Raw genomic sequence first — 24,019 nt, 5'->3', positions numbered from 1 at the left:
TCAGCGGTAGGTGATCTCGGCGCGGCGGTTCTGCGCCCAGACTTCCTCACCCGTGCCCTGCACCGCCGGCTTTTCCTTGCCGAAGCTCACGGCCTCGATCTGGCTGTCGGACACGCCGAGCAGCACCAGCGCACGGCGCACGGCTTCGGAACGCTTCTGGCCGAGCGCGAGGTTGTACTCGCGGCCGCCGCGTTCGTCGGTGTGACCTTCGATCGAGATGCGGCGCTGGGGATTGGCCTTCAGGAAGCGGGCGTGGCCGTCGATCAGCGACTGGAATTCGGGCTTGACGGTGTAGCTGTCGAAGTCGAAATAGACGATCCGTGCCACACCGACCGGACCCTGTGCGGTTTGCGCGCTCTGGTCGATCGAGACCGGTGCGACGCCGCTGGCCGCCCCACCCGAGCCCTGGCCACCGCGGTCCACCACCGGCGTCTCGTTGAGCTTGGTGCCCGACGAGCAGCCTGCGATCAGGGCGACGATGGCCAGCGAATAAATCGTACGTTTCAACATTTCGAACTCCTCAAGTTAGTCATTGCTTTTGAAACGGACCCCAGTCCGGTTCACGGATGTCTCCAGCCTGTCCCGCGAGGCGGGCTTTTATCTTTCCGTCGAGCGTCGTTGTCATCAGGGCCTCGCGGCCCTGAAGCTTCGTGGCGTACACGATCAACTTGCTGTTGGGAGCAAAACTGGGGCGCTCGTCGGCGGTGGTGTCGGTGATGGCCTGCACGTTCCCGCTCTGCAAGTCCATCACGTGAAGCTTGAACCCGCCATTGATGCGCGAAATGTAGGCCAACCACCGTCCATCGCCGCTGACGGATGGAGAGATGTTGTAAGAGCCGCTGAAGGTGACGCGGGTCGGGTTGCCGCCGCCGGCGCTCATCTTGTAGATCTGAGGCGCGCCGCCGCGATCGCTCACGAAGTAGATCGTGCTTCCGTCCGCCGAGTACACCGGCTCGGTGTCGATGCTGTTGCTCTGCGTGAGCCGGCGTGGCTCGCCGCCGCCGGACGAGATCGTGTAGAGCTGCGAGCCGCCGTCGCGGCTCAGGGTGACGGCCAGCGTATTGCCATCGGGCGCCCACGCAGGCGCGCTGTTGGAGCCGCGGAAATTGGCGACCAGCCGGCGCTGGCCGCTTGCGACGTTGTGCACGTAGACCACCGGCTTGCGCGACTCGAAGGACACATAGGCGAGCTGCGTTCCGTTGGAAGACCAGCGCGGCGAGATGATCGGCTCCGGGCTCGCGAGCGCGGCCTGCGCGTTTTCGCCATCGGCGTCGGCCACCCACAGGTTGTAGCGGCTGCCGCCCTTGGTGACGTAGGCGATGCGCGTCGAGAAGATGCCCTTCTCGCCGGTGAGCTTCTCGTAGACGTAGTCGGCGATCCGGTGCGAAGCGAGACGCAGGTCGCCCTGCGGCACGGTGTAGCTCTGACCGCCGAGATCCTGGCCGCGAACCACGTCCCAGAGACGGAAGCGCACTTCGTAGCGACCATCGGGAAGACGCGTCACGCTGCCGGCCACCACGGAATCGGCCGTGCGCTGGCGCCAGAGGCTCAGGTCGGGACGGGAGGTCTCATCGAGCGCCTGGCCCGAGGCGTCGACGCCACGGAACTGGCCGCTTCGTTCGAGGTCGGCCTGCACGATGGCGGAGATCTTCTGGGGCGAGCTCTCCTCACCCTTGAAAGGAACGAGTGCGATGGGCAACTGCGTCAACCCCACACCCGACACCTCGACCCGAAACTGGGCGAGCGCGGGAAGTGCGGGGGAGGCAGCGAGAGCCGCAATCAAGGCGCGGCGAACGAAGAACGATGAAGAAGGGGTTGGGGAGAAGTCTTGCAACGGCTTTTTCATGCGGTTCGGAGAGATTTCCGAGGAATAAGTTTCCCGCCTCGGACCTGACGGGGCCACATGGTACACATTGCGATGCGGCCCGAGTCACAAAACGTGTACAAGAACCGGTCCGGTCCTACACGGAAGGCGCGAACGTAGAATGCGCCGCCATGCAGCCCTCCCCCGCCGCCGACGATGCGCGGCCCCCCTTGACGCGCCGACTCGCGCGACTGATGACCTGGTTCGGCGGCTCGCGCCAATGGTGGGCAATCGGATTCCTCACCGCCAGCATCGCCGCGCTGACCGAAGCGCTCATGCCCGCCCTCACGAAGCCCCTGCTCGATCGAGGCTTCACCAAAGGCCAGCTCCAGCTCTGGATGGTGCCGGCCGCGATGATTTCGCTCTTCGCAGTGCGCGGACTCGCCCAGTTCGTCTCGCAATATGCGCTCTCGCGCATCGCCAATGAAGGCATGCAACGGCTGCGGCGCATGCTCTTCCAGAAACTCATGGCGGCGGAGCTCGCCCTGTTCTCGCGCCACTCGGCCAGCACCTTGTCCAACACGGTCATCTACGAAGTACAGACCGGCGGAATGCTGCTGATACAGGCCCTGCTGGGGCTGTCGCGCGATGGGCTCACCCTGATCGCGCTCGTGATCTACCTGCTCTACCTCAACTGGAAACTCACGCTCATCATCTGCGTCATGGTGCCGGGCGTCGCGTGGATCATGAAGATCCTGTCGAAGCGGCTCTATCACCTGACGAGATTGGGTCAGCTCGCGACCGACGAACTCGCCTACGTCGTCGAAGAAAACGTGCTCGCCAATCGGGTCGTGCGCCTGCACAACGCGCAGGCGAGCCAGCTGGATCGCTTCGAGCGCCTGAGCCACAGCGTCAACCGCCTGGCGCTGAAATCCACCATCGCTTCTGCCGCGATGACGCCGCTCACGCAGTTGCTGGCCGCCGTCGCGTTGTCCATCGTGGTGGTGATCGCGCTTTGGCAAAGCAGCGAGCACGGGCTGACGGTCGGCGGTTTCGTGGCCTACGTGGCCGCGATGGCGATGCTGATCGCGCCGATCCGTCGTCTTGCCGACGTGGCGAACCCGATCACCCGCGGACTTGCGGCACTGGAGCGGGGCCTCGACCTCTTCGACACGGTCGGCCCCGAAAAGCAGGGCCAGCACGAAATCTCGCGCGCCTCCGGGCGCATCGAGCTTCGCAAGACGCGCGTCAACTATCGTGGAAGCGACGAGGCTCGTGCCCTCGACGATGTCGATCTGGTGATCGAGCCCGGCGAAGTCGTCGCCTTCGTGGGACCTTCGGGCTCCGGCAAGACGACCCTCGTCAACCTCCTGCCCCGCTTCGTGCTGCCGAGCGGCGGCGAGGTCCTGCTCGATGGCCAGGATGTTGGCGAGTGGCAGCTCAGGAGCCTGCGCGCGCAGTTCGCGATGGTCAGCCAGGACGTGGTGATGCTCAACGACACGCTGGCGGCCAACGTGGCCCTCGGCGCCGAGATCGAGCGCGACCGGATCCTCGAATGCGTGGCGGCCGCCAACCTCGCGGTGCATGTCGAGAGCCTGCCGAACGGCATCGACACCGTGCTCGGCCACAACGCGACGCAGCTTTCGGGCGGGCAGCGCCAGCGTCTCGCGATCGCGCGCGCCCTCTACAAGAACGCGCCGATCCTGTTGCTGGACGAGGCCACCTCGGCGCTCGATACCGAATCCGAACGGCTGGTGCAGGAAGCACTGCAGCGCCTGATGCAGGGCCGCACCACCCTCATCGTCGCGCACCGCCTCTCGACCATCCAGCACGCCGACCGCATCGTCGTCATGGACCACGGCCGCATCGCCGAGCAAGGCAGCCACGCGCAACTGATGGCCCTCGACGGCCTCTACGCCCGCCTGCAACACCTCGCCATCCGAGGCGCTGCACCAGGGCAGGATCCCACCATCTGACCCAAGCGGGATACCAGAAACACCGCGGAACCGGCTCCGCCGGGCCGCTGGTGTTGCCCCCCGGTAGGGGGGTCAGAGCCACACGAAGTGGGCGAGGCTGGGGGGCGAGCCTATAACAATACGATGTCGTACTGGCCTTGCCCCATCGCGGGCTCGGCCTGCAGCGAGATCGGCTTGCCGATGAAGTCGCTGAGCCCGGCCAGGTGCTGGCTCTCCTCGTCGAGGAACAGCTCGATCACCTGCGGCGACGAGACGATGCGGAATTCGCGCGGCGTGAACTGGCGCGCCTCGCGCAGGATCTCGCGCAGCACGTCGTAGGCGACGCTGCGGGCGGTCTTCACGATCCCCTGCCCGCCGCATGCAAGGCAGGGCTCGCACAGCATGTGCGCCAGCGATTCACGGGTGCGCTTGCGCGTCATTTCCACCAGTCCGAGCTGCGAGAACCCGCCCGCGGTGGTCTTCACGCGATCGCGGGCGAGTTGCTTGCGGAACTCGGCAAGCACCTGCTCGCGATGATCGTCGCGCGCCATGTCGATGAAGTCGACGATGATGATCCCGCCCAGGTTGCGCAACCGGAGCTGTCGTGCAATGGCCTGCGCGGCCTCGAGGTTGGTCTTGAAGATCGTGTCGTCGAAGTTGCGCGCCCCGACGAAGCCGCCGGTGTTCACGTCGACCGTCGTCAGCGCCTCGGTCTGGTCGACCACCAGGTAGCCGCCGGACTTGAGATCGACGCGCCGCCCCAGCGCCTTGGCGATTTCCTCGTCGATCGAATAGAGGTCGAAGATCGGCCGCTCGCCCTTGTAGAGTTGCAGCTTGCCCGCCGCCTGCGGCATGAATTCGAGTCCGAACTTGAGAAGCGAATCGAACTGCTCGCGCGAGTCGATGCGGATGGTCTGCGTGTCCTCGCTCGTCATGTCGCGCAGCACGCGCTGCAGCAGGCTCAGGTCCTGGTGCAGCAGCGACATCGGCGGCATGCGCACCGAAAGCTCGCGAATGCGCGACCAGGTCTTGCGCAGGTAGGCGATGTCCTCGGCGAGCTCCGCATCGCTCGAATCCTCGCCGTTGGTGCGAAGGATGAAGCCGCCCGTGTTCGCCGGCACCACGCCGCCGGTTTCCGCAGCGGCCGCGGCCTCGATCAGCGCCTGCATGCGCGAGCGCAATGCATCGCGAAGATCCGGCGGGATCTTCTGCGAGACGCCGATATGGTTGTCCTGCGGCAGAAAGACCAGGAGCCGCCCCGCGATGCTGATCTGGGTCGACAGCCGCGCGCCCTTGGTGCCGATCGGGTCCTTGATGACCTGCACCAGCAGCGACTGCCCTTCGAACACCTGCTTCTCGATCGGGATCATCGCGCCGGCGTTGCGGTGCTCGCGGTCCGCCTGAACCGTGCTCGGCCGCGAACCCGGCGTGAACGGCGCCACGATGTCCGCCACGTGCAGGAAAGCCGTGCGGTCGAGGCCGATGTCGATGAAAGCGGACTGCATGCCGGGCAGCACCCGGGACACCTTGCCGAGGTAGATGTTGCCGACCAGACCCCGCTCGAGGGTGCGTTCCAGGTGGAGTTCCTGGACCGCGCCATGCTCCACCACGGCGACGCGGGTCTCTTGCGGCGACCAGTTGATCAGGATGTCTTGCATCTGTTGTCTAAAGCCTGAACCCTGCCTGGCGCAGCAACCGGGCGGTTTCGAACATCGGGAGGCCCATGATGCCCGAATGCGAGCCACTGATGTGTTCGATGAATGCGGCGGCCCGGCCCTGGATCGCATAGGCACCGGCCTTGCCGAGCGGCTCGCCGGTGGCAACGTAGGCGGCGATCTGCACGCCATCGATCGGCGCGAAGCTGACATGCGAGACATTGAGCAGCGCCCCCCGATCGGCGCCGTGCTGGAGCGCGATCGCGGTCATCACGCGATGGGTGTGGCCGGAGAGCATTTCGAGCATGCGCTTCGCATCGCGCGCGTCTTCGGGCTTGCCGAGGATCGTCCGCCCGAGCGCGACGGTCGTGTCGGCGCACAGGATCGGCGCGGGCGGCAAGCCGCGCTGTTCCCAGCGCGCGACGGCCGCGTCGAGCTTCAGCCCGGTCACCCGCTGGACGTAGGCCGTCGGCGATTCGCCCGGGAGCACGGCCTCGAGCGCTTCGGCATCCTCGCCAGGCTCGGCCAACAACAGTTCGTGCCGGATGCCCAGCTGCCCGAGCAACTGGGCGCGGCGCGGACTCTGCGACGCGAGATAGATGAAATCGGGGGTCACGTGAGCCCCCACGCTCGGCACTTCGTGTCCTCGCTGCCCCCCGAGGGGGAGCGAGCTTGCTTGGGGCGGCCCGGCACTGCGCTCATTCGCGGTGGTACGGATGGCCGGCGTTGACCGACCAGGCGCGATAGAGCTGCTCGACGAGCAGCACCCGCGCCATCGCGTGCGGCAGCGTGAGGTCGGAAAGCCGGATGCGCTCATGCGCCGCGGCCTTGAATGCAGGGTCGAGCCCGTCGGGGCCGCCGATCACCAGCGCGACGTCGTCGCCCTCGCCCTGCCACGCCTGCAGACGGGCGGCCAGCGCCTTGGTGGTGAGCGCGGTGCCGCGCTCGTCCAGCACGACGATGCGCATGCCCTTGGCGATGGCGGCCTCGATGCGCTCGCGCTCGGCTGCGTAGAGGGTTTCCAGCGTTTTCGAGCCGCGCGGCTCGGTCTTGACCGCACGCAGCTCGAGCTTGAGCTCCGGCGGGAAGCGCTTGGCGTAATCGTCCCAGGCGGTCTGCGCCCAGTCGGGCACGCGCTGCCCGACTGCGACCACCAGGAGCTTCATGACCGGGCGGAGGTGGTCTTGCGCGCGGCCTTCTTCGCCGCCGGCGCCGGCGCCGCTTTCTTCGTCGCGGCCTTCTTGGCGGGTGTCTTCACGACCACGGTCTTGGCCGCCTTCGGCGCCACAGCCTTTCCGGCGGGCGCCTTCCTGGCGGCAGTCTCCTTGGCCGCGGGCCGCTTGCCGGCCAGCTCCGCGGTGCGGGCGGCGGTCTTGGCGGCGCTGGAACGCCGCAGCGAAGTGTGTTTCGCCGCCGGCGCCTTGTCGGCCTCTTCCGATGCCCTCACGGCGATCGGCTTGGTGGCGCCGAGCTTGGTCCGCACCGGCTTGTCGCCCCAGATTTCCTCGAGGTGGTAGTACTGGCGGATCGCGGGCTGCATGATGTGCGCGACCGCGGAACCGCAGTCCACGATGATCCATTCGCCGTTGGCCTCGCCTTCGACGCGCGGCTTGTTGAAGCCGGCTTCGCGAACCGCGTCGAGCACGCTCGCCGCCAGGGCCTTGGTCTGGCGGTTGGAGGTTCCGGAAGCGACGATCACGCGCTCGAAGAGCGGGGAAAGATGCTCGGTATCGAAAACCTGGATGTCATGCGCCTTGACGTCCTCGAGGCCATCGATGATGGCTCTCTGGAGTTTCTGGGTGTCCTTCTTGGCGGCGGCTTCGGTTCTCATCAGGCGGATCGGTAGAGATGGTGTTGTTCAATATAGCGTGCAACCGCCGGCGGAACCAGTTGGCGAAGGTCCTCCCCTCGCTGGGCGCGCGCACGGATGTCGGTCGCGCTGATGTCCATCGGCGGGAGCTGGAGCTTTTCGAAGCGGGCGCCGGGCGGCACGGAAGGCAGCGAGGATGGATCGAACTGCCCGTCGGAGCCCGTGGAGAGTGCGCGGTATGCTACCGAAATTATAGCGATCGAAAGAATCTCTTCGAAGCCGTGCCAAGTGTGGAGCGAACTCGCCTGGTCGGCGCCCAGGATCAGCACGAACTGCGCGCCGGGCTGCTCGTGTTGCAATTCGCGCAAGGTGTCGAGCGTGTAGGTCGGACCGGCCCGCAGGATCTCGCGCGGATCGACCCGGGTGTCGGGCAGATCGTCGAAGGCAAGGTGCGACATGGCGAGGCGATGCTGCGCCGGGCTCAACGCCCGGTCCTTGTGCCAGGCCTGGCCCGTCGGAAAGATGCACAGCTGCGTGAGGTCGAGCTGTGCCAGCGCCGCCTGCGCCATCGCCACATGCGCGTTGTGAGGCGGATCGAATGCCCCGCCGAAGACCCCGATCCGCGGCTTCTTCAGAGCCATTCGCGCCGCACGATGAAATCCCGGTACAGCGCCGCTTCTGGGCCGCCCGGCTCGGGCTCCTGGCGGTAAGCCCAGCTGGCGAGGGGCGGCATCGACAACAGGATCGATTCGGTGCGCCCGCCCGATTGCAGGCCGAAATGCGTGCCGCGGTCCCACACGAGGTTGAACTCGACATAGCGACCACGCCGGTAGAGCTGGAAGCCCCGCTCGCGCTCGCCATAGAGCGTGTTGCGGCGGCGCTCGACGATCGGCAGATAGGCCGGCAGGAAGGCATCGCCGACCGAGCGCAGCATCGCGAAGCTGCGCTCGAAGCCCAGCTCTGAAAAATCGTCGAAGAAGATGCCGCCGACACCACGCTGCTCGTTGCGGTGCTTGAGGAAGAAGTAGTCGTCGCACCACGCCTTGAAGCGCGGGTACTTGTCGTCGCCGAAGGGGGCGAGCGCGTCGCGGCAGGTGCGGTGGAAATGGACCGCGTCCTCTTCGAACCCGTAGTACGGCGTCAGGTCCATGCCGCCGCCGAACCAGCAGACCGGCGGCGCATCGGCAGGAAGCGCCGCGAGCATGCGCACATTCATGTGCACGGTCGGCACGTAGGGGTTGCGCGGATGGAACACCAGCGACACGCCCATGGCCTCGAAGGGCGCACCAGCGAGCTCCGGCCGATGCTGGGTCGCGGATGGCGGCAGTTTGGGTCCGCTCACCTGCGAAAAACCGCAACCGGCGCGCTCGAAAAGCCCACCGCCTTCGAGGATGCAGGTCAGCCCGCTGCCCTGCAGCGGTTCGCCGGGCGCCTTGGACCATTCATCGCGCACGCACTGGCTGCCATCCGCCGACTCGATGGCACAGACGATGCGCTGCTGCAGGCCGCGCAGGTAGTCGCCCACCTCCTGCGGCCTGGCTTCGATCGGGGCGGTCTGCATTGGATCCTCAGGCGCCGCGCGCGTGCACGGCACGGTGCCCGATGTCCTTGCGGTACTGGGCGCCGTCGAAGTGAACGCGCGCCGCGACCTCGTAGGCACGCTGCTGCGCCTGCTTGACGCTGTCGGCCAGCACGGTCACGCAGAGCACGCGGCCGCCACTGGTCTTGAGTTCGCCGCCTTCCAGCGTGGTGCCGGCATGGAAGACCACCGCATCGGGCGCTTCGGCCGGAATGCCCTGGATGCGATCCCCCTTGCGCGGCGCGAGCGGATAGCCGTGCGCGGCCATCACCACGCCGAGCGCGACGCGGCGATCCCATTCGAGTTCGACCTGGTCCAGCGTGCCGTCGGTGGCATGCCAGAAGACTTCGAACAGGTCCGACTTGAGCCGCAGCATGATGGGCTGCGTTTCAGGGTCGCCCATGCGGCAGTTGAATTCGAGCGTCTTCGGGTGGCCCGTGGCGTCGATCATGAGTCCGGCATAGAGGAAGCCGGTGTACGGAATGCCGTCCTTCTCCATGCCGCGGATGGTCGGCAGGATGATCTCGCGCATCGCACGCGCGTGCACCTCGGCCGTGACCACCGGCGCCGGCGAGTAGGCGCCCATGCCCCCGGTGTTCGGCCCCTGGTCGCCGTCCTGCAGGCGCTTGTGGTCCTGGCTGGTGGCGAGCGCAATGACGTTCTTGCCGTCGCACAGGACGATGAAGCTCGCCTCCTCGCCCTGGAGGAACTCCTCGATGACGACGCGCGCGCCGCCCTCGTTGTGGGCGACGCCGAACTTGTTGTCCAGCAGCATGAAGTCGATGGCCTCGTGCGCCTCGGCCAGCGTGGCGGCGACCACGACGCCCTTGCCGGCCGCAAGACCGTCGGCCTTGATCACGATCGGCGCGCCCTTGGCATCGACATAAGCGTGCGCGGCGGCGGCGTCGGTGAACGACTCGTACTCTGCCGTGGGGATGCCGTGGCGCTTCATGAACGCCTTCGAGAAAGCCTTGGAGCTCTCGAGTTGCGCGGCTGCCTTGGTAGGCCCGAAGATGCGCATGCCGTGCGCGCGGAACTCGTCCACGACACCGGCGGCGAGCGGCGCCTCGGGGCCGACGACTGTCAACGCGATCTTTTCCTTCTGCGCCCACTCGCGCAGCGCGGCGGGCTCCGAGAGGTCGACGCACTCGTAGCGCGCATCCGCGCGCGTGCCGCCATTGCCGGGCGCCACATACACCTTGCTCACGCGCTGGGCCTGCGCCAGCCGCCATGCCAGGGCATGCTCGCGGCCCCCGCCCCCGATCACCAGTACCTTCATTCGCGTGCTTTCGTTGGCGCTTCCCTTACTCGGGGAGCGCAGCGTTGTGATAGACATCCTGCACGTCGTCGAGGTCCTCCAGGACGTCGAGCAGTCTTTGCATCTTCGCGGCGTCCTCGCCGGCGAGTTCGATGGTGTTCTCGGCCCGCATCGTGACCTCGGCCACGTCGGGCTGGAGGCCCGCGGCTTCCAGGGCGTTCTTGACGGTTTCGAAATCACCGGGCGCGGTGAGCACCTCGATCGCACCGTCGTCGTCGGTGACGACGTCCTCGGCGCCCGCCTCGAGCGCGACTTCCATCACCTTGTCCTCGCTCGTGCCCGGCGCGAAGATGAACTGCCCGCAGTGCTTGAACTGGAAGGCCACCGAGCCCTCGGTGCCCATGTTGCCGCCGTGCTTGGTGAAGGCGTGGCGCACCTCGGCCACGGTGCGCACCCGGTTGTCGGTCATGGTGTCGATGATGATCGCCGCGCCGCCGATGCCGTAGCCCTCGTAGCGGATCTCCTCGTAGTTCACGCCTTCGAGGTTGCCGGTGGCCTTGTCGATGTTGCGCTTGATGGTGTCGGCAGGCAGGTTGACCGCCTTGGCCTTGTCGACCGCCAGCCGCAGCCGCGGATTGGCGCTCAGGTCGCCGCCGCCGGCCTTGGCCGCCACCATGATTTCACGGATGGCGCGGGTCCAGAGCTTGCCTCGCTTCTCGTCCTGCCGGCCTTTCCGATGCTGAATATTCGCCCATTTGCTGTGTCCGGCCATGGCTTTAACTCTCGCTGTCTTGTGTTTTCAAAGCAAAGAGCGAGTTTACTGTCCGGCGCGAACGACGCCTGCGCCGATGTCAGGGAACCGGATGCCTTTTTGGGATAATCCCGGCGCTGAAAGACGCACTCTGCCGGGCTCCTTGCTCCGGCAACCCAGCCGCCTGCATGAGCACTTCTTCCACCACGCCCGCACACGCCGCACCGACCAAGTGACAGCACGAGAACCCCTTGGGGCGCCGCCCCTGCGCGTTGAGCGCCTTTCCCTCTCCGACAGCCTGGCACTCGCGGCCGGCGGATCCCCACCGTTCGGCGCGCTCGGCTACGGCACGCCCGACGGCCTGGCATGGATGTCGACCGTGAACGCCCGCGTGCTCTCCTCGAGCGCGATGGCGGACGTCTGGCACGCCAGCGAGCACATCGAGTCCGGCACCACCGGCGTGGTGCGCTGGCGCTGCGACGGGCACTGGATGCTCGGCGCCATCGATCTCGACGAGTCGGCCGAGAAGCAGGGCCTCGCCGCCCTTTCCCAGCGGGCCTACCACGACCTGTTCGAGTCGCTCGAGCAGACCGGCTGTGCGCACCTGCTGCGCATCTGGAACTACCTGCCGCAGATCAACGGCGACGGCGGCGGCCTCGAACGCTACCGCCAGTTCAACCTGGGCCGGCAAGAGGCTTTCGTCGAGGCCGGCCAGGCCGCGTTCGAAGGCGCTCCGGCCGCGTGCGCGCTCGGGATTCACCAGGGCGCCCTGTGCATCCGCTTCCTGGCCGGACGCAGCGCGCCGGTGCCGGTCGAGAACCCGCGACAGGTTTCGGCCTACCACTATCCCAAGACCTACGGACCCCGCGCGCCGACGTTCTCGAGGGCAGCGCTCGCCGAGATCGGCGGCGGCGACGTTGCGCTGTTCATCTCCGGCACGGCGAGCATCGTCGGCCACGAGACGGTGCACGAGGGCGAGATCCTGGCCCAGACCGAGGAAACCCTGCGCAACCTGCGCGCGGTCATCGCCGCGGCCAACGAGCGCACCACGGCGCGCTTCGACCTCGCGGCGCTCGACTGCGTGGTCTATGTGCGCAACGCGGCCGATGCTTCGGTCGTGCGGCAGGTCATGCAGGAGTCGCTCGGCCCCACGGCCCACACGCTCGGCCATGCCGTGTTCCTCGAAGCCGACATCTGCCGCCAGGACCTGTTGGTGGAGATCGAGGCCCATGCCGTGGCACGCGGTGCGCTGCGCGGCTGAGCACCCCCTTCACGCGATGACCCGGCCGCTTCGTCTGGCACTCTCGATGGCGCTCGCGCTGCCGCTCTATGCGCTGCTCGCGCTGCTGGGCATGGTGTCGCTCGTCTGGAACCTGGTCGCGATGCTGCTGTATCCGGTGCTGCCGGCGGAGACCGGGCGCACGCTGGGCCGGCGTGTCATCGCGCACGCGTACCGCGCCTTCTGGGCCTCGGCATCGCTGTGCGGCATGATGCGCATCGACGCCAGTTGCCTCGACGCCCTGCGCAACGAGCGCGGACTGATCTTCGTCGCCAACCATCCCACCATGCTGGACGCCCTGCTGCTGGTGGCCAGGCTGCCGCGCAGCGCCTGCATCATGAAGGCCGACCTGATGCGCAACGTCTTCCTCGGCGCGGGTGCTCGGCTGGCGCGCTACATCCGCAACGACTCGGCCCGCACGATGGTCAAGCTCGCGGTCGAGGACCTCAGGAATGGCGGCCAGCTCGTGATCTTTCCCGAGGGGACACGAACCGTGACGCCGCCGCTCAACGCATTCAGGCCCGGCGTCACGCTGATCGCCAAGCTCGCGCAGTCGCCCATCCAGACGGTCTTCATCGACACCGATTCGCCCTATCTCGCCAAGGGCTGGCCGCTGTGGCGCGTGCCGCCGCTGCCCATCGTCTTCCGGCTGCGCCTGGGCCAGCGCTTCGCGCCTTCGCAGCACAGCGACGCGCTGTTGAACCAGCTCGAACAGTATTTCCGCCAATCCATGGAACAGCGCTCCCCGGATGCGCAAGCCGCATGCCAGACGTCTCGCGCACCCACCTTGTCCTGATCCCCAGCTACAACACGGGTGAGCGCCTGTTCTCGACGGTCGCGGCCGCCCGCGCGCAATGGAATCCGGTGTGGGTCGTGATCGACGGCAGCACCGACAGCACCGGCGAGCGGCTCCAGGCGCTGGCGGCATCGGAACCCGGCCTGCGCGTTTCGATCCTTCCCACCAACCAGGGCAAGGGTGCCGCCGTGCTGCACGGATTGCGCGCGGCGCGGGCCGCCGGCTTCACGCACGTGCTGACCATGGACTCGGATGGCCAGCATCCCGCCGACCTGATTCCGGCTTTCATGAAGGCCTCCATGGGCCGCCCCGAGACGATGGTGCTGGGCCGCCCGGTGTTCGATGCGAGCGCCCCGCTGCTGCGCGTGCGCGGCCGGCGCATCTCGAACGGCTGGACGCAGCTCGAGACCCTGTTCGCCGGCATCGGCGATTCGCTGTATGGCTTTCGCGTCTATCCCCTTGCCGAACTGCTGGCGGTGATGGAAGCGCAGCCCTGGATGCGCCGCTTCGACTTCGACACCGAGGCCGTGGTGCGGCTCGCCTGGCGCGGCGTGAAGCCGGTCAACATCGACGCGCCGGTGAAATACCTCAGCGCCGAGGAAGGCGGTGTCTCGCACTTCCGCTATGGGCGCGACAACGTGCTGCTGACCTGGATGCACACGCGCCTGGTGATCGAGTTCATCGCCAGGCTGCCCGGTCTGCTGTGGCGCAGGCTGCGCCGCGCGCCGCCGTTCCAGCCCTGAATCGAGTTTCCCTACGCTTCAACGGTTTGCGCCAGCTTTGTGCCGCTTACAGCTCGTCCAGGTAGCAGGTCATCGAATGATGGCGATAGGCGACTTCGCCGAGCTCATCGTAGCGGTTGCTGCCGCTCTCGAATGGCACCGGCAGCGCAGACCGGTCGTTCAGGTGATCCAGCGTTTCCTGCGTGATCAGCAGGTACTCGGGCGCAGGTACCGAGTTCTTCAGCAGCCGATGCGCAACGATGATGCTCCGGCCGATGAATTTCGAATGTCCCTTGACCTCCATGGTGGATGCCGGGCCGCTGTGCGCGATGAACTTCAGGGTCAGCTGGTGCATCCGGGCGCAGGCGCCGCATTGGCAGACCCGCTCCCTTTCCCGCTCTCTCAGGTGCGCGTGAAAATTCAGGAACATCTTCTTGGCCTGCGCCAGGAGTTCTTCCAGGGTGGGAGGCGCCGTGCGGAAGAAGAGCACGGCATCGCCCTCGAACTCGGAAACCTCCAGACCGATCTCGTTGGAATCCACCAGCAGCTCCAGCAGTTCGCGAATGATGTGCTGGCTGTGGCTAATCTCGGTCTCCGTGACGAACCGGGTGAATCCGCCGATGTCGGGGATGAAGAACAGGACGTTGGAAAAGTTCGAGGACTCTGCCATGGCTCACTCCCCTGCTGCGGCCGCGATCGCTGCGATCGCAGCGATCGCAGCGATCGCAGCGACCAAAGGGTAGCGCAGAACGTCCCCGGCCGCAGGCCGTTGGAATTCAGATCATCCCGCCGTTGATCGAGATGACCTGCCCCGTGATGTAGGCGGCCTCGTCGCTGGCGAGGAAACCGGCCAGCGCGGCCACTTCCTCCGGCGTGCCGGCGCGTTTCGCCGGCACCAGCTGGTTGATCGTCGCCGCGTCGAACACGCCGTCGGCCATCGGCGAGGCGATGATGCCGGGCGCGATCGCGTTCACCGTCACGCCGCGTGCCGCCACTTCCAGCGACAGCGACTTCGTCGCGCTGTTGAGCGCGCCCTTCGCCGCCGCGTAGTTGACCTGTCCGCGATTGCCGGTCAGCGATGCGACCGAGGAAATGTTCAGGATGCGCCCCCAGCGCGTGCGCAGCATCGGCAGCAGCAGCGGCTGCGTCACGCGGAAGAATCCGTTGAGCGACACATCGATCACCTTGTGCCACTGCTCGGGCTGCATGCCCGGGAGCACCGCGTCGTCATGAACGCCCGCGTTGTTGACGATGATCTGGACCGGACCGTCCTTGAGCATGCGCTCGCAGGCCGCACGCGCGGCCTCGTCGCTGCGCAGATCGAACACCACGCATTCCGCCTTGCCGCCGGCGGCTGCGATCGTGGCCGCGAGCTGCTCCACCGCTTCGGGCCGCGAATTCGCATGCAGCAGCACCGTTGCACCATCGCGCGCAAGGCGCTGCGCGATCGCAGCGCCGAGCGCGCCGCTGGCGCCGGTCACCAGCGCGCGTTTTCCTGTGAGGGTCATGGACTTCCTTCAGTTGGCAAGCGGGGTGTTGAGCACGACCACGGCGCGGCCTTCGGCCAGCGCCCGGCCCTGCCCGTCCTTCACCGCAAATTCGTAGAGGATCTGCGTTGCGTCGCCGGAGATCCGTTCGGCGTGCACATGCAAGGCGCCGGCCACGTCGTCGATGCGCTCGACGGCCAGCCGCACGCCCCGCGCGCTCGCCAGAAAACCGGCCGAGGGCTCGCTGTCTTCCGGCGCCAGCAGGCCGCCGTGCAGCGCCATCGCCTGCGCCGCGTATTCGACGAGGTTCGGCGAGAGCAGGCCGCTCGCGGTGCGCAGCGGATTGTCCGCACGCGTGTGCGTGGTCGTCGTGCAATGGATGCGGTTCGCATCCCACGATTCCAGCCGCTCCAGCAGGCACATCGAGCCGCTGTGCGGAATGCGGCCGGCGATGCCGGCCCGGTCCATGGTTTGAGGTGCGGTCATCGGGAATCCTTGAGGTCGGCCACGAGCAGCACGTTCGCAAAGGGCGTGCCTTCGCTCATCGGGATGCTTTCGACCGAGAAGCCGAGGCGCTCCAGCAGCGCCTTCCAGTCCTTGAGCGGCCGGCCCCAGGTCGGCGACACCCGGTGCCCGCGGATGCGCGTGACGGTGCGGTCGACCCATTGGCTGATCGCGAAACGTCGCCGGCTGGCCGCATCGCCGATGCGCAGCAGCAGCCGGCCGCCGGGCTGCAGGGCGTCGCGCACGCGGCGCAGGACGCCCTCCTGCGCCGTGAGGTCCACGTAGTGCAGCACGTCGAGGATCACGACGAGATCACTTGCGGGAAGCTCGGTCGTGCACATGTCGCCGCACACGAACCGGGGCACCGGCCGGAGATGGCCCACCGACGACTCGGCGCGCGCCACGTCCTTGGGCATCAGTTCGACGCCGGTGTAGCTTGGCGACGCCGGCGTGGCGGGCCACGCGGCCGGCCATTCGCCGGGTTTCGCCTGCATCACGCTCATGGCCGACAGGAGGCTCGCGAACAGCCCCTGTCCACAGCCGATGTCGACCACGCGCGCCCGGGCTTCGCCGATGAGCCCGCGCTCGATCAGCCCGCGGAAGACAGGATCACGCCCGAGCTTGCCGCGGGCGAAACGCCAGGCGAAATTGCCGGCCTTCCTATAGGGCGCGCTCGCGCGCTCATGCAATCGACGCCACGCGGCGTCCGTGGAAATCGGCGCACTCATGAAGGAACTCTGGGGGACGCGACAACCGACCGGCGACTCATGCCGACAGGCCCTCCGGCAAGGTCACGGCGCGCAGACCGTCGGCCTGCAACCGCGCCAGCAGCTCGGGGAGCACTTCGAGGATCACCGGTTGCCCTTGCGGGGTACGCGCGGCATGGCCGTCGTGCAGCAGCAGGATGTCGCCTGCCTCGAGCCCCTTGGTGAGCCGCGCGAGCACGGTCTGGGCGTTGCCCTCGCGGGTGTCGAAGCCGCGCCGCGTCCAGCTCACGAGCGACAGGCCCATGCGATGCAGCACCGGAGCCAGGAAGGGATTGCGCAGCCCGGCAGGTGCACGAAAGCAGGTGGGACGCTGCCCGGTGACTTCCTCCAGCACCTGCTGCGCGCGCGAGATCTCGTGCGCGAACCCGCGCGGCCCGAGCAAGGAGAAGTTGTGCCGGTGGCGCGCCGTGTGGTTCTGGATGCTGTGGCCGCGCGCGACGATCTCGCGCGCGAGAGCCGGGTGCTCGAGCACGCGCTCGGCGATGCAGAAGAAGGTCGCGCGCTGGCGGTGCGCGCCCAGCATGTCCAGTACCTTCGGCGTGACCTCCGGGTCGGGTCCGTCGTCGATCGTGATCGCGATCTCGCGCCGCGCCGCCGCGCCGGCCGGCAGCCGCGTGACGTTGGGGCCCAGCAGGCCGCTGCGAGGCGTCAGCCCGGCCGCGGTGATGACCGCATGGTTCAACACGAGCGCGCCGATGGCCCAGGGCCACGCGCCCGGCACGAGAAGCCCCGCGCCGACGGCCGCGACGTGCACGACGGCGCTGGCCTGGATGACCGGCGGCCATGGCCAGGATTCGCGGTTGGATGGGGAAAGGACTTGGGACATGCGGCTGCGCGATTTTCCCATCAGCGCACCCTGTCGGCGACAGGCGCGGTCGCGCGCGCGAAAGCGGCCGAGAGCAGCAGCGCCAGCAAGGCGCCGGGCGCGACCACGCGGCCGATCGAGGACAGCGCAGGAATGTTCGAGATCGCGATCAGGCCGAACGAAATCACCGTCGCCAGGTTCGCCAGCATCAACGACGCGAGCGTGTCTTCGTCGGCGCGGCCGGTCTCGCGCAACTGGTCGAAGAACAAGGCGTAGTTCGAACCCACCGCCACGATCAGGAGCAGCCCCACCAGGTGCAGGATGCCCAGCGGCACATGCAGCGCCGCCATGCCGCCCAACGTGAGCACCACCGCCACCGCGAGCGGCTGGCACACCGCGAGCAGACGGCGCCCCGAGCGCAGGTAGGCGCCGAGCAGGATCAAGACCGCGAGCGCGCCGAGCATCACCTGGACGAAGGCCTCGTGCAGATAGCGCTGATAGAGGTTCGCCAGCTCGTCGCCCACGTTGACGACCTGCACGTCCGGCACCCCGTCGAGCGCGGCCGCGAGCCGGCCGGCATCGAAGCCCGCGCCCGGATGCAGCGCAATCAGCGTGGACCACCCGCCACCCTTGCGCTCGAACATCAGCGCACTGAGCACCGCATCGAGCGGACCGCCCTTCAGATCGGCCCGCTCGATCACCGGGAGGGCCTTGGCCGCCTGCACATCCGCAACGAAGGGTTCGAGCCGCGATGCGGGCAGCGGCAACCCGCGCGTCGCCTCGGCGAGCCGCGTGCGCAAGGTGTCCGCGTCGGGAAGGCTCGCGATCCGCGCCTTCTGCGCCGCTTCGCTCGGCAGCAGCCGCGTGACGGTTTCGTAGCCCGCGAGATCGCCCTTGTCGACCAGCGCGTCGAGCCGCGCGACGGCGGCCTCGGTGGTGCGCAGGGCCGATTGCAGGTCCGCACCCTGGATCACGATCAGCGTGCCGCCGTCGCTCGCGCCGATGTCCGAGCGCAGTTCGGCGTCGAGCTTCTGCGCGGCCTGCGGCACCGGGCTCATCGCACTGAGATTCGCACGCCACAGGTCCCCGCCCTGCCATGTCACCAGCGCCAGCGCGGCGACACCGAGCCCCGCGAACACCCAGCGCAGGCGCGGCAGAGTCCGCACCCCCACGCCCGCGATGCGCGCCATCTGCGCTCGCATGCCCATGCCGGTGGCGCCGTCCGGCGCGAGGATCGGCAGCACGAAGCGCGCCACGAGCGCCGCCGCGATCAGCCCCGCGAGCGAGAACACGCCGAGCTGCGCCAGCCCCGGAAATCCGGAAAACACCAGCGCAGCGAAGCCGCAGACCGAGGTCAGCAGCCCGAGCCGCACCGTCGGCCAATGGATGTCGCGCCAGCGCCGCCAGCCGGTGCCCGGCGTGGCCGCGCCGCGCGCCTGGATCAGGTAGTAGATCGCGTAGTCGACCGTCTCGCCGATCAGCGTGCTGCCGAAGCCCAGCGTGAGGCCGTGCACGGTGCCGAACACGAGGCTGACCGTCGCCGTGCCCCACACCACGCCGGTCGCGACCGGCAGAAAAGCGACGACGAGCGCACGCGGCGACGCGAAGGCCAGCAGCAGCAAGGCCCCCATCACGATGCCGCCCACCGCCGCGAGATGGATCGCCTCGGACTTGATCTGGTCGCGGCTCTCGACCGAGAAGATCGGCGCGCCGGTCATTTGCAGGCGCGGCCGGTCGCCGGACAGCCCCTGCGTGGCCGCGTCGAAGGCGCCGCGCACCTGCGCGATCGCCTTCGCGACCGCATCGAGGTCACTGCCCGACGCATGCGTGGTCGCGAGCAGCAACGCGCGCGGCGCGCTGCGCGACACCCACACGCCCTGCTCGCTGCGCGGCGAACTCGCGGGGATCAACGCTTCGGCGATGCGCTGCGTTTCGCCCGTCGGGTCACGCGCGAGCAGCGGCTTGAGGGCGTTGCCGGCGGGCGTTCCGAGCATCGAGAGCGTGTCGACGATCGCATCGCGCAGGCCATCTGCGGTGAAGCGATCCGGCGTGACATCGGGCGACAGCAGGTAGCGATGGTCGAGGACCCAGCTGCCCGAGGCCTGCCATTCGCTGGTGTCGCCGTTCTGGACCTGGTCGAAGAGACCGCTTTGCCGCATCGCCGATGCGACCGCACGCGACACCCCGGCGCGCTGCGCCGCATCCTTGCCGCCCTCGATGCCGATGAAGACGGTGCGCGAGGCGATGCCGCTCTGGAGTTGCTCGATCAGAACCCGCTGCCGCGCGTCCGGGCTTTTCGGCAGGAAGGCGGAGAGATCCGCGCTGAAATGCGAACGCGCAATGATCACGGCACCCACGGCCAGCAGCACCAGCCAGAGCCACAGCGCGTGTCTGGCGGGACGCCCGCCCGCCTGGGAAGCGCCGCGCATCACGGCGTGGATCGCGCCGGCGCCCCCGGCGCGTTGCCCGCGCGCCGCTCGGGCGTGATGTTCATCACCGAGCGGTCGCCGCCGATGAACTCCATCTCGATGCCGAGCACGTCGCCGCCGCGGCCGGTCAGGCGCATGCTGCGCACCTGTGCGGCGAGGCGCTCGTCGATCGGTTGCAGCTCCAGCGCCCAGTCGTTGCTGCTGCCGCTGAGGGAGCTGCGGAAATAGCGCTGAAGACTCTGGGCATTGCCGCTCAGGGTGCCGCGCATCGCTTCGACCATGCCGAGCAGCTCCGGCATGCTGTCGAGTGCCATCGTGCGCGTGCGGCCGCCGCGCGACAGCGTCAGCGTGTTGCCTTCCACGCTCATCGTCTCGGGGCGCGGCGAGAGCGTGCGGCGCAGCAGGCGGTCGGGTGCGGTGAAGCTCAGCACGCCGCTGGCGTCCAGCGGGCCTTCGAGGCCGCGCACGAAGCGCTGTTCGGTGAAGGTGGCGTCCCCGCTCTTGCGCTGCGCCAAGAGGCCCATCAGCTCGGGCAGGTCGAACGCCCAGACCGAGGACGCCGACAGCGCAAGCGTCAGCGCCGCGAGCATCGCCCTGCAGCAGCGATCAATCCGAATCTTCGAGCCAGAAATCATGAAAGTTGAACCAGTTGTGCGGATACGCGCGGCACAGCGCCTCGAGCCGCGCCACGTAGCTTTCGAGCGCCGCGCGGATGCGCCGTTCGCGCTCGGCAGGATCGCGCGCACGCTCGCTGAAGTCGGCGAGCGGCTCGAACAGCACATCGTAGCGGGCGCCGCCCACATACAGGCCCGCCATGAAGAACACCTTGCGGCGCAGCAGTGCGGCAAGACGGAACGGCCCGTCGTTGAAGACCGCGGGATGTCCGAGGAAGGGCAGCTCGATGCTGCTGCCCCGCTGCTGGCCGGCCTCGTCGGGGCCGGTGAGCGTGCGGTCCGCCAGCAGGCCGGCGAGGCCGCCCGAGTCGAGCCAGTCGCGCAGCTCGAGCATCGCGTGCGGACGGCCCAGCGCGATGATGTGCGGCCGATGCTCGGGCAGGCTGATCGCGCCGAGCAAGGCGCTGATCTGCTGCGCGTTGTCCTGGTACATCAGCATCGCGAGCCGCAAGTCGGCGGGTGCGCCTTCTGTCTGCCGCGTGGCGCCGAGCGCCTCGAAGCTGCCGACGTGCGCGCCGAGCAGGAAGGCGCCGCGCCCCGCGTTCACCTCGGCCTCGACCGCCTCGTGGCCGCGTACGCGGACGTCGAAGAGGTCCATGCGGCCGCGCAGGAAATAGATGCGGTCCAGCACTGTCGAGGCGAAGGCATGCAGCAGGCGATAGCCGTCGCCCCACCCCGCCTGCGGCCCGATCGCGCGGAACAGGTAGCGCTTGATGTGGCGGCGCGGCGTCGGCGCGAACAGCAGGAAATAGAGCGCGATCGGATGCAGCACCAGCCGCGCGACCGGCCGGCCGAGCTTGAGCGCGATCCAGCTGATGAGCTGCAGCGCCAGCATGTTGCTGCGCTCGGGCGCGCGCGCCCAATCGGCCTGTCGCGGTCGCGAATCGCCGCCCTCTGGCGGCGAACCGCTCACTGGACGAACCTCGCGCAGCGGCGCTTCGGGATTCGCCTACGGGCGGCCGGGCGGCTCATGCTTGGTTGCCGACGCTGGGGATCCAGCGCCCGCTCGCGGCGACGACATCGCCGCAGCGCACTTCGAAACGCAGTCCGCGCGACGCGCCGGTTTCGGGAACGAGGTCGATCGCCAGCGTGCTGCCGGGCCGCACCGGCGACAGGAACTTGGCCGCCGCCAGCGTCGGGGTCGGGCCCAGGCGCGCCGACAGGGCCGGCACGCCGCGCACCGCTTCGAGCACCTCCGCCACCAGCAGCGCGCCGGGCAGGAGGGGCTGGCCCGGAAAGTGGCCGGCGAAGGCCGGGTGGTCCTCGGGCACCTCGCGCGTGAGTTGCACCGGCGTCGTGTCCGATGCCAGGTGCGCCAGTGCGAACTCGCGCAGCGACCGGGCGGTGAGCTTGCCCGTCCCTTCGCGCGGGAAGGCATTCACGTGCACCACGCGCCGCGGCACGAACACCGCCTCGATGCGCTCGCGCAGCGCCGCGATGACCGCCTGGGCGTCGAGCGTCGGCGCCACCACGAAGGCCACAGGCCGCACCACGCCGTCGACCACGTCGTCCGGCAGCCAGAAGGCTCCGTCCACGACGCCCGGAATGCTGTTGAGGTGGTGGTTGAGATAGCCCAGCGAACTGCGCCGGCCTGCCACGTGGATGAGGTCGTTCGCGCGGCCCAGCAGGCGAAAGCGCTGGTCGCCCTGCAGTTCGAGGATGTCCGCCATCGGCGTCGGCTCGGCGATGAAGTCGCCCGAGAAGACGAAGCGCTCGTTGCCGGCCGGGTCCTGCTCGCGCCGGACACGGATCTCGCCGAAGGTCTCCCAGACCTCGCTTTGCGTCGGCTGGCGCGTCGCGACCTGGCCGGATTCGGTGCTGCCGTAGATCTCGATCAGCTTGCCGCCCATCGCCTGCTCCGCCTGCGCCGCGAGTTGCGGCGACAGTGGCGCGGTGGCCGACAGGATCAGGTCCACCGGCGGCAGTTCGATGCCGGAAAGCAGCAGGGTCTTGAGATGGAAAGGCGTGGTCACCAGCGCGCGCGGCTGCGGCACCGAGGCCAGCGCCTTCGCCACGTCGGCCGGGAAGAACGGACGGCCGCTGTCGAACGCGGCGCCGCCCAGCAGCGCGAGCAGCGCCGAGGATTCGAGCCCGTAGCTGTGCTGCACGGGCACCGTCGCGACCACCGTCAGGCCGGCGAGCGACGGACGGCCCAGCAGGCTCGACAGCCGCCGGGCCGCGGTGGCGATGTTGCCGACCAGCGTGCCCCAGGTCTTCGCGTGCGGCTGCGGCGCGCCGGTGGAACCGGAGGTCAGCAGGCTGACCGCGTGCATGTCGCGGTCGAGGACGGGCATCGCTACGTCGGCCGACCGGTCCGCGGCGGCGTGCTTGTCGAAGATGACGCTCGGAAGGCCGGGGGTCCCGATCGCCGCGTCGTCGATCACCGCGAATGCCGGATCGCCCACTTCGTGCAGGCGCGCGAGCGTGTCGGGCCGCGCATCGGGCGGCAGGAAGCTGGTTTCTCCGCGCACCAGCGCCGCCGCGAGGCTGACGGTGAAGGCGTAGCGGTCCACGCACAGGTTCACGACCGGGCCGCCGTCGCGCAACTGCGGCGCGAAGCGGGCCACGTCGGCGAGGAACTGGCGCGCGCTCACGGGCACGCCGGCGCGCCAGGCAATCGGCTGGTCGAGATCACGGTCCGCGATCAGCGGCAGGTAGGATTTGGATGTCACCGCAGTGTCCGGTTCAACGCCGGGCGGTGTCATCGACCGGCGTGCTGTAGAAGGCACGCACCGCATCCACGAGGCGGGTGCGTTCGAATTCGGGGTGAATCCGGTAGCGCAGCAGGTATTCGCCGACAAAGAGCGCGCCGATCAAGAGCGGCGTCAGCAGATTGGCGAGCACCGACCAGACCGCGAACGGCTCCGTCACGAAGACGATGACGGAAGCCACCGCCATCAAGGCGAAATAGAGCGTCCAGACCCGCGTGACCTGTGCGGTGTAGACCACCTGGTCCGGCGTCAGCGGGTGCACGCGCTGCGCGAACTGCCCGATGAGCGAGAGCCTGCCGCGGCGCAGCGAGCCGCCGAACCATCCGCACAGCAGCGCATTGATGCCGACGTGCTGCAGCATGTAGAGCCGGTTCGTGTCGCCCGCGTTGCCGTGGATGACCAGCGCGAACAAAAGCACGCCGCCGATCGCCGCGAGCGCCAGACCCCGGTTCCCGAAGCGGCTGCCCGCGAGGCCCAGGGCCGTGAGCCACAGCGGGCCGAGCAGCGCCACGATCGCCCACGGCTCTGCCGGGTGGTAGAGCATCATCCAGTGGGAGACACAGGCATAGGCCACCCCCGCGATCAGCAGGAGCGCCATGCGCCAACGGGACATCGGTCAGGAAGCGCCGCGGTTCTGCGCGACATGCGCCGCGAGACTGCGCAGCGACGAGAAGATCTGCTGGTTGCGCTCGTCGTCCGAACGCAGCTGGAAGCCGTACTTGCGCGAAACCTCCAGCGCCACTTCGAGGATGTCGATCGAGTCCAGACCCAGGCCTTCGCCGTAGAGCGGCGCGGTGGGCGCGATGTCGGCAGGTGCAACTTCAAGGTTGAGCGATTCGACCAGCAGCACGGCCAGTTCATTCTCCAGGGGGGACTGTTCGGAAGCGTCGCCAGTGGCGGGAATGGGAGATTGTGCGGTCGATGACAAAAGTGAACTCCGGAGGAACTTGTGAAAAACTATCGCTCGGGTTTTTGGAATTATAGGGAGGCCGCTTCGCTAGACTGGCTCCTCTCGCAACGACCGGAAATCCCC

At 68.3% G+C, this 24,019-nt stretch carries 25 protein-coding genes; 4 read left to right on the top strand and 21 right to left on the bottom strand.

Annotated elements, in window-relative coordinates:
* Positions 1 to 510, bottom strand: a complete 510-nt coding sequence (pal, locus tag VAR608DRAFT_RS27185) for a peptidoglycan-associated lipoprotein Pal (RefSeq protein WP_088956903.1) — start codon at positions 508 to 510, stop codon at positions 1 to 3.
* A gap of 19 nt (positions 511 to 529) precedes the next feature.
* Entirely contained in the window at positions 530 to 1,846 is a 1,317-nt protein-coding gene (tolB, locus tag VAR608DRAFT_RS27180; protein WP_172843904.1) for a Tol-Pal system beta propeller repeat protein TolB, read from the bottom strand.
* Between the two features lie 149 nt (positions 1,847 to 1,995).
* On the opposite strand from tolB, the gene msbA reads away from it, so the two are divergent.
* On the top strand, positions 1,996 to 3,780 hold the full coding sequence (gene msbA, locus VAR608DRAFT_RS27175; RefSeq protein WP_088956902.1) for a lipid A export permease/ATP-binding protein MsbA: 1,785 nt from the start codon (positions 1,996 to 1,998) through the stop codon (positions 3,778 to 3,780).
* A gap of 110 nt (positions 3,781 to 3,890) precedes the next feature.
* Here the strand turns inward: msbA and rng are convergent, their stop codons facing one another.
* The 8 genes from rng to VAR608DRAFT_RS27135 all read right to left on the bottom strand — a co-directional run bounded on the left by rng (position 3,891) and on the right by VAR608DRAFT_RS27135 (position 10,833).
* Positions 3,891 to 5,417: a ribonuclease G gene (rng, locus tag VAR608DRAFT_RS27170; protein WP_088956901.1), complete on the bottom strand. Its 1,527-nt coding sequence runs from the start codon at positions 5,415 to 5,417 to the stop codon at positions 3,891 to 3,893.
* A 7-nt stretch (positions 5,418 to 5,424) separates the two neighbouring features.
* Complete coding sequence (locus VAR608DRAFT_RS27165; RefSeq protein WP_088956900.1) at positions 5,425 to 6,030, bottom strand: Maf family protein; 606 nt, start codon at positions 6,028 to 6,030, stop codon at positions 5,425 to 5,427.
* An 82-nt stretch (positions 6,031 to 6,112) separates the two neighbouring features.
* Positions 6,113 to 6,580: a 23S rRNA (pseudouridine(1915)-N(3))-methyltransferase RlmH gene (rlmH, locus tag VAR608DRAFT_RS27160; RefSeq protein WP_088956899.1), complete on the bottom strand. Its 468-nt coding sequence runs from the start codon at positions 6,578 to 6,580 to the stop codon at positions 6,113 to 6,115.
* Positions 6,577 to 7,245, bottom strand: coding sequence for a ribosome silencing factor (rsfS, locus tag VAR608DRAFT_RS27155; protein ID WP_088956898.1), 669 nt, complete (start codon positions 7,243 to 7,245; stop codon positions 6,577 to 6,579). The genes rlmH and rsfS overlap by 4 nt, the downstream gene beginning before the upstream one ends.
* Entirely contained in the window at positions 7,245 to 7,865 is a 621-nt protein-coding gene (gene nadD, locus VAR608DRAFT_RS27150; RefSeq protein ID WP_088956897.1) for a nicotinate (nicotinamide) nucleotide adenylyltransferase, read from the bottom strand. Before nadD ends, rsfS begins: the two co-directional genes overlap by 1 nt.
* Entirely contained in the window at positions 7,856 to 8,785 is a 930-nt protein-coding gene (hemF, locus tag VAR608DRAFT_RS27145) for an oxygen-dependent coproporphyrinogen oxidase (RefSeq protein ID WP_088956896.1), read from the bottom strand. The genes nadD and hemF overlap by 10 nt, the downstream gene beginning before the upstream one ends.
* A gap of 7 nt (positions 8,786 to 8,792) precedes the next feature.
* Positions 8,793 to 10,082 (bottom strand): phosphoribosylamine--glycine ligase, encoded by a 1,290-nt coding sequence (gene purD, locus VAR608DRAFT_RS27140; RefSeq protein WP_088956895.1) that lies wholly within the window; start codon positions 10,080 to 10,082, stop codon positions 8,793 to 8,795.
* Between the two features lie 25 nt (positions 10,083 to 10,107).
* Positions 10,108 to 10,833: a YebC/PmpR family DNA-binding transcriptional regulator gene (locus tag VAR608DRAFT_RS27135; protein WP_088956894.1), complete on the bottom strand. Its 726-nt coding sequence runs from the start codon at positions 10,831 to 10,833 to the stop codon at positions 10,108 to 10,110.
* A gap of 211 nt (positions 10,834 to 11,044) precedes the next feature.
* Between VAR608DRAFT_RS27135 and VAR608DRAFT_RS27130 the strand changes: the two genes are divergently transcribed.
* Genes VAR608DRAFT_RS27130 through VAR608DRAFT_RS27120 form a run of 3 tightly spaced genes read left to right on the top strand, consistent with a single transcriptional unit; the run spans position 11,045 to position 13,630 of the window.
* On the top strand, positions 11,045 to 12,073 hold the full coding sequence (locus VAR608DRAFT_RS27130; RefSeq protein ID WP_088959002.1) for a chorismate transformation enzyme, FkbO/Hyg5 family: 1,029 nt from the start codon (positions 11,045 to 11,047) through the stop codon (positions 12,071 to 12,073).
* Entirely contained in the window at positions 12,042 to 12,887 is an 846-nt protein-coding gene (locus VAR608DRAFT_RS27125) for a lysophospholipid acyltransferase family protein (RefSeq protein ID WP_231972975.1), read from the top strand. Before VAR608DRAFT_RS27130 ends, VAR608DRAFT_RS27125 begins: the two co-directional genes overlap by 32 nt.
* Positions 12,854 to 13,630: a glycosyltransferase family 2 protein gene (locus VAR608DRAFT_RS27120; protein WP_088956893.1), complete on the top strand. Its 777-nt coding sequence runs from the start codon at positions 12,854 to 12,856 to the stop codon at positions 13,628 to 13,630. The genes VAR608DRAFT_RS27125 and VAR608DRAFT_RS27120 overlap by 34 nt, the downstream gene beginning before the upstream one ends.
* 46 nt (positions 13,631 to 13,676) lie before the next feature.
* Here VAR608DRAFT_RS27120 and VAR608DRAFT_RS27115 read toward each other — a convergent pair whose 3' ends face one another.
* From VAR608DRAFT_RS27115 to VAR608DRAFT_RS27065, 11 genes are all read right to left on the bottom strand, one after another.
* On the bottom strand, positions 13,677 to 14,279 hold the full coding sequence (locus VAR608DRAFT_RS27115; RefSeq protein WP_088956892.1) for a DUF2652 domain-containing protein: 603 nt from the start codon (positions 14,277 to 14,279) through the stop codon (positions 13,677 to 13,679).
* Between the two features lie 106 nt (positions 14,280 to 14,385).
* Complete coding sequence (fabG, locus tag VAR608DRAFT_RS27110; RefSeq protein WP_088956891.1) at positions 14,386 to 15,117, bottom strand: 3-oxoacyl-ACP reductase FabG; 732 nt, start codon at positions 15,115 to 15,117, stop codon at positions 14,386 to 14,388.
* 9 nt (positions 15,118 to 15,126) lie between these two features.
* Entirely contained in the window at positions 15,127 to 15,582 is a 456-nt protein-coding gene (locus VAR608DRAFT_RS27105) for a hydroxymyristoyl-ACP dehydratase (protein ID WP_088956890.1), read from the bottom strand.
* Positions 15,579 to 16,328 carry a class I SAM-dependent methyltransferase gene (locus VAR608DRAFT_RS27100; protein ID WP_088956889.1) on the bottom strand — a complete coding sequence of 250 codons (750 nt, stop codon included), beginning with the start codon at positions 16,326 to 16,328 and terminating at the stop codon, positions 15,579 to 15,581. The genes VAR608DRAFT_RS27105 and VAR608DRAFT_RS27100 overlap by 4 nt, the downstream gene beginning before the upstream one ends.
* Positions 16,329 to 16,365: 37 nt before the next feature.
* A complete protein-coding gene (locus tag VAR608DRAFT_RS27095) occupies positions 16,366 to 17,214 on the bottom strand; it encodes a polysaccharide deacetylase family protein (RefSeq protein ID WP_088956888.1) in 849 nt (282 codons plus the stop codon).
* Entirely contained in the window at positions 17,214 to 19,601 is a 2,388-nt protein-coding gene (locus VAR608DRAFT_RS27090) for an MMPL family transporter (protein ID WP_088956887.1), read from the bottom strand. The genes VAR608DRAFT_RS27095 and VAR608DRAFT_RS27090 overlap by 1 nt, the downstream gene beginning before the upstream one ends.
* Complete coding sequence (locus tag VAR608DRAFT_RS27085) at positions 19,601 to 20,191, bottom strand: LolA-related protein (RefSeq protein WP_231972973.1); 591 nt, start codon at positions 20,189 to 20,191, stop codon at positions 19,601 to 19,603. Before VAR608DRAFT_RS27085 ends, VAR608DRAFT_RS27090 begins: the two co-directional genes overlap by 1 nt.
* Positions 20,192 to 20,207: 16 nt before the next feature.
* Positions 20,208 to 21,188, bottom strand: coding sequence for an acyl-CoA synthetase (locus VAR608DRAFT_RS27080; protein WP_088956885.1), 981 nt, complete (start codon positions 21,186 to 21,188; stop codon positions 20,208 to 20,210).
* Positions 21,189 to 21,243: 55 nt separating this feature from the next.
* A complete protein-coding gene (locus VAR608DRAFT_RS27075) occupies positions 21,244 to 22,947 on the bottom strand; it encodes an AMP-binding protein (RefSeq protein ID WP_231972972.1) in 1,704 nt (567 codons plus the stop codon).
* 13 nt (positions 22,948 to 22,960) lie between these two features.
* A complete protein-coding gene (locus VAR608DRAFT_RS27070; protein WP_088956883.1) occupies positions 22,961 to 23,599 on the bottom strand; it encodes a hypothetical protein in 639 nt (212 codons plus the stop codon).
* Between the two features lie 3 nt (positions 23,600 to 23,602).
* The gene (locus VAR608DRAFT_RS27065) at positions 23,603 to 23,914 is read right to left on the bottom strand and encodes a phosphopantetheine-binding protein (protein WP_088956882.1); all 312 of its coding nucleotides are present in this window, start codon (positions 23,912 to 23,914) and stop codon (positions 23,603 to 23,605) included.
* Between the last annotated feature and the right edge of the window lie 105 nt (positions 23,915 to 24,019).

The sequence above is a fragment of the Variovorax sp. HW608 genome (genome assembly GCF_900090195.1).
Classification (GTDB): Bacteria; Pseudomonadota; Gammaproteobacteria; order Burkholderiales; family Burkholderiaceae_C; genus Variovorax.
This window is presented reverse-complemented; position numbering and strand designations above follow the sequence as displayed.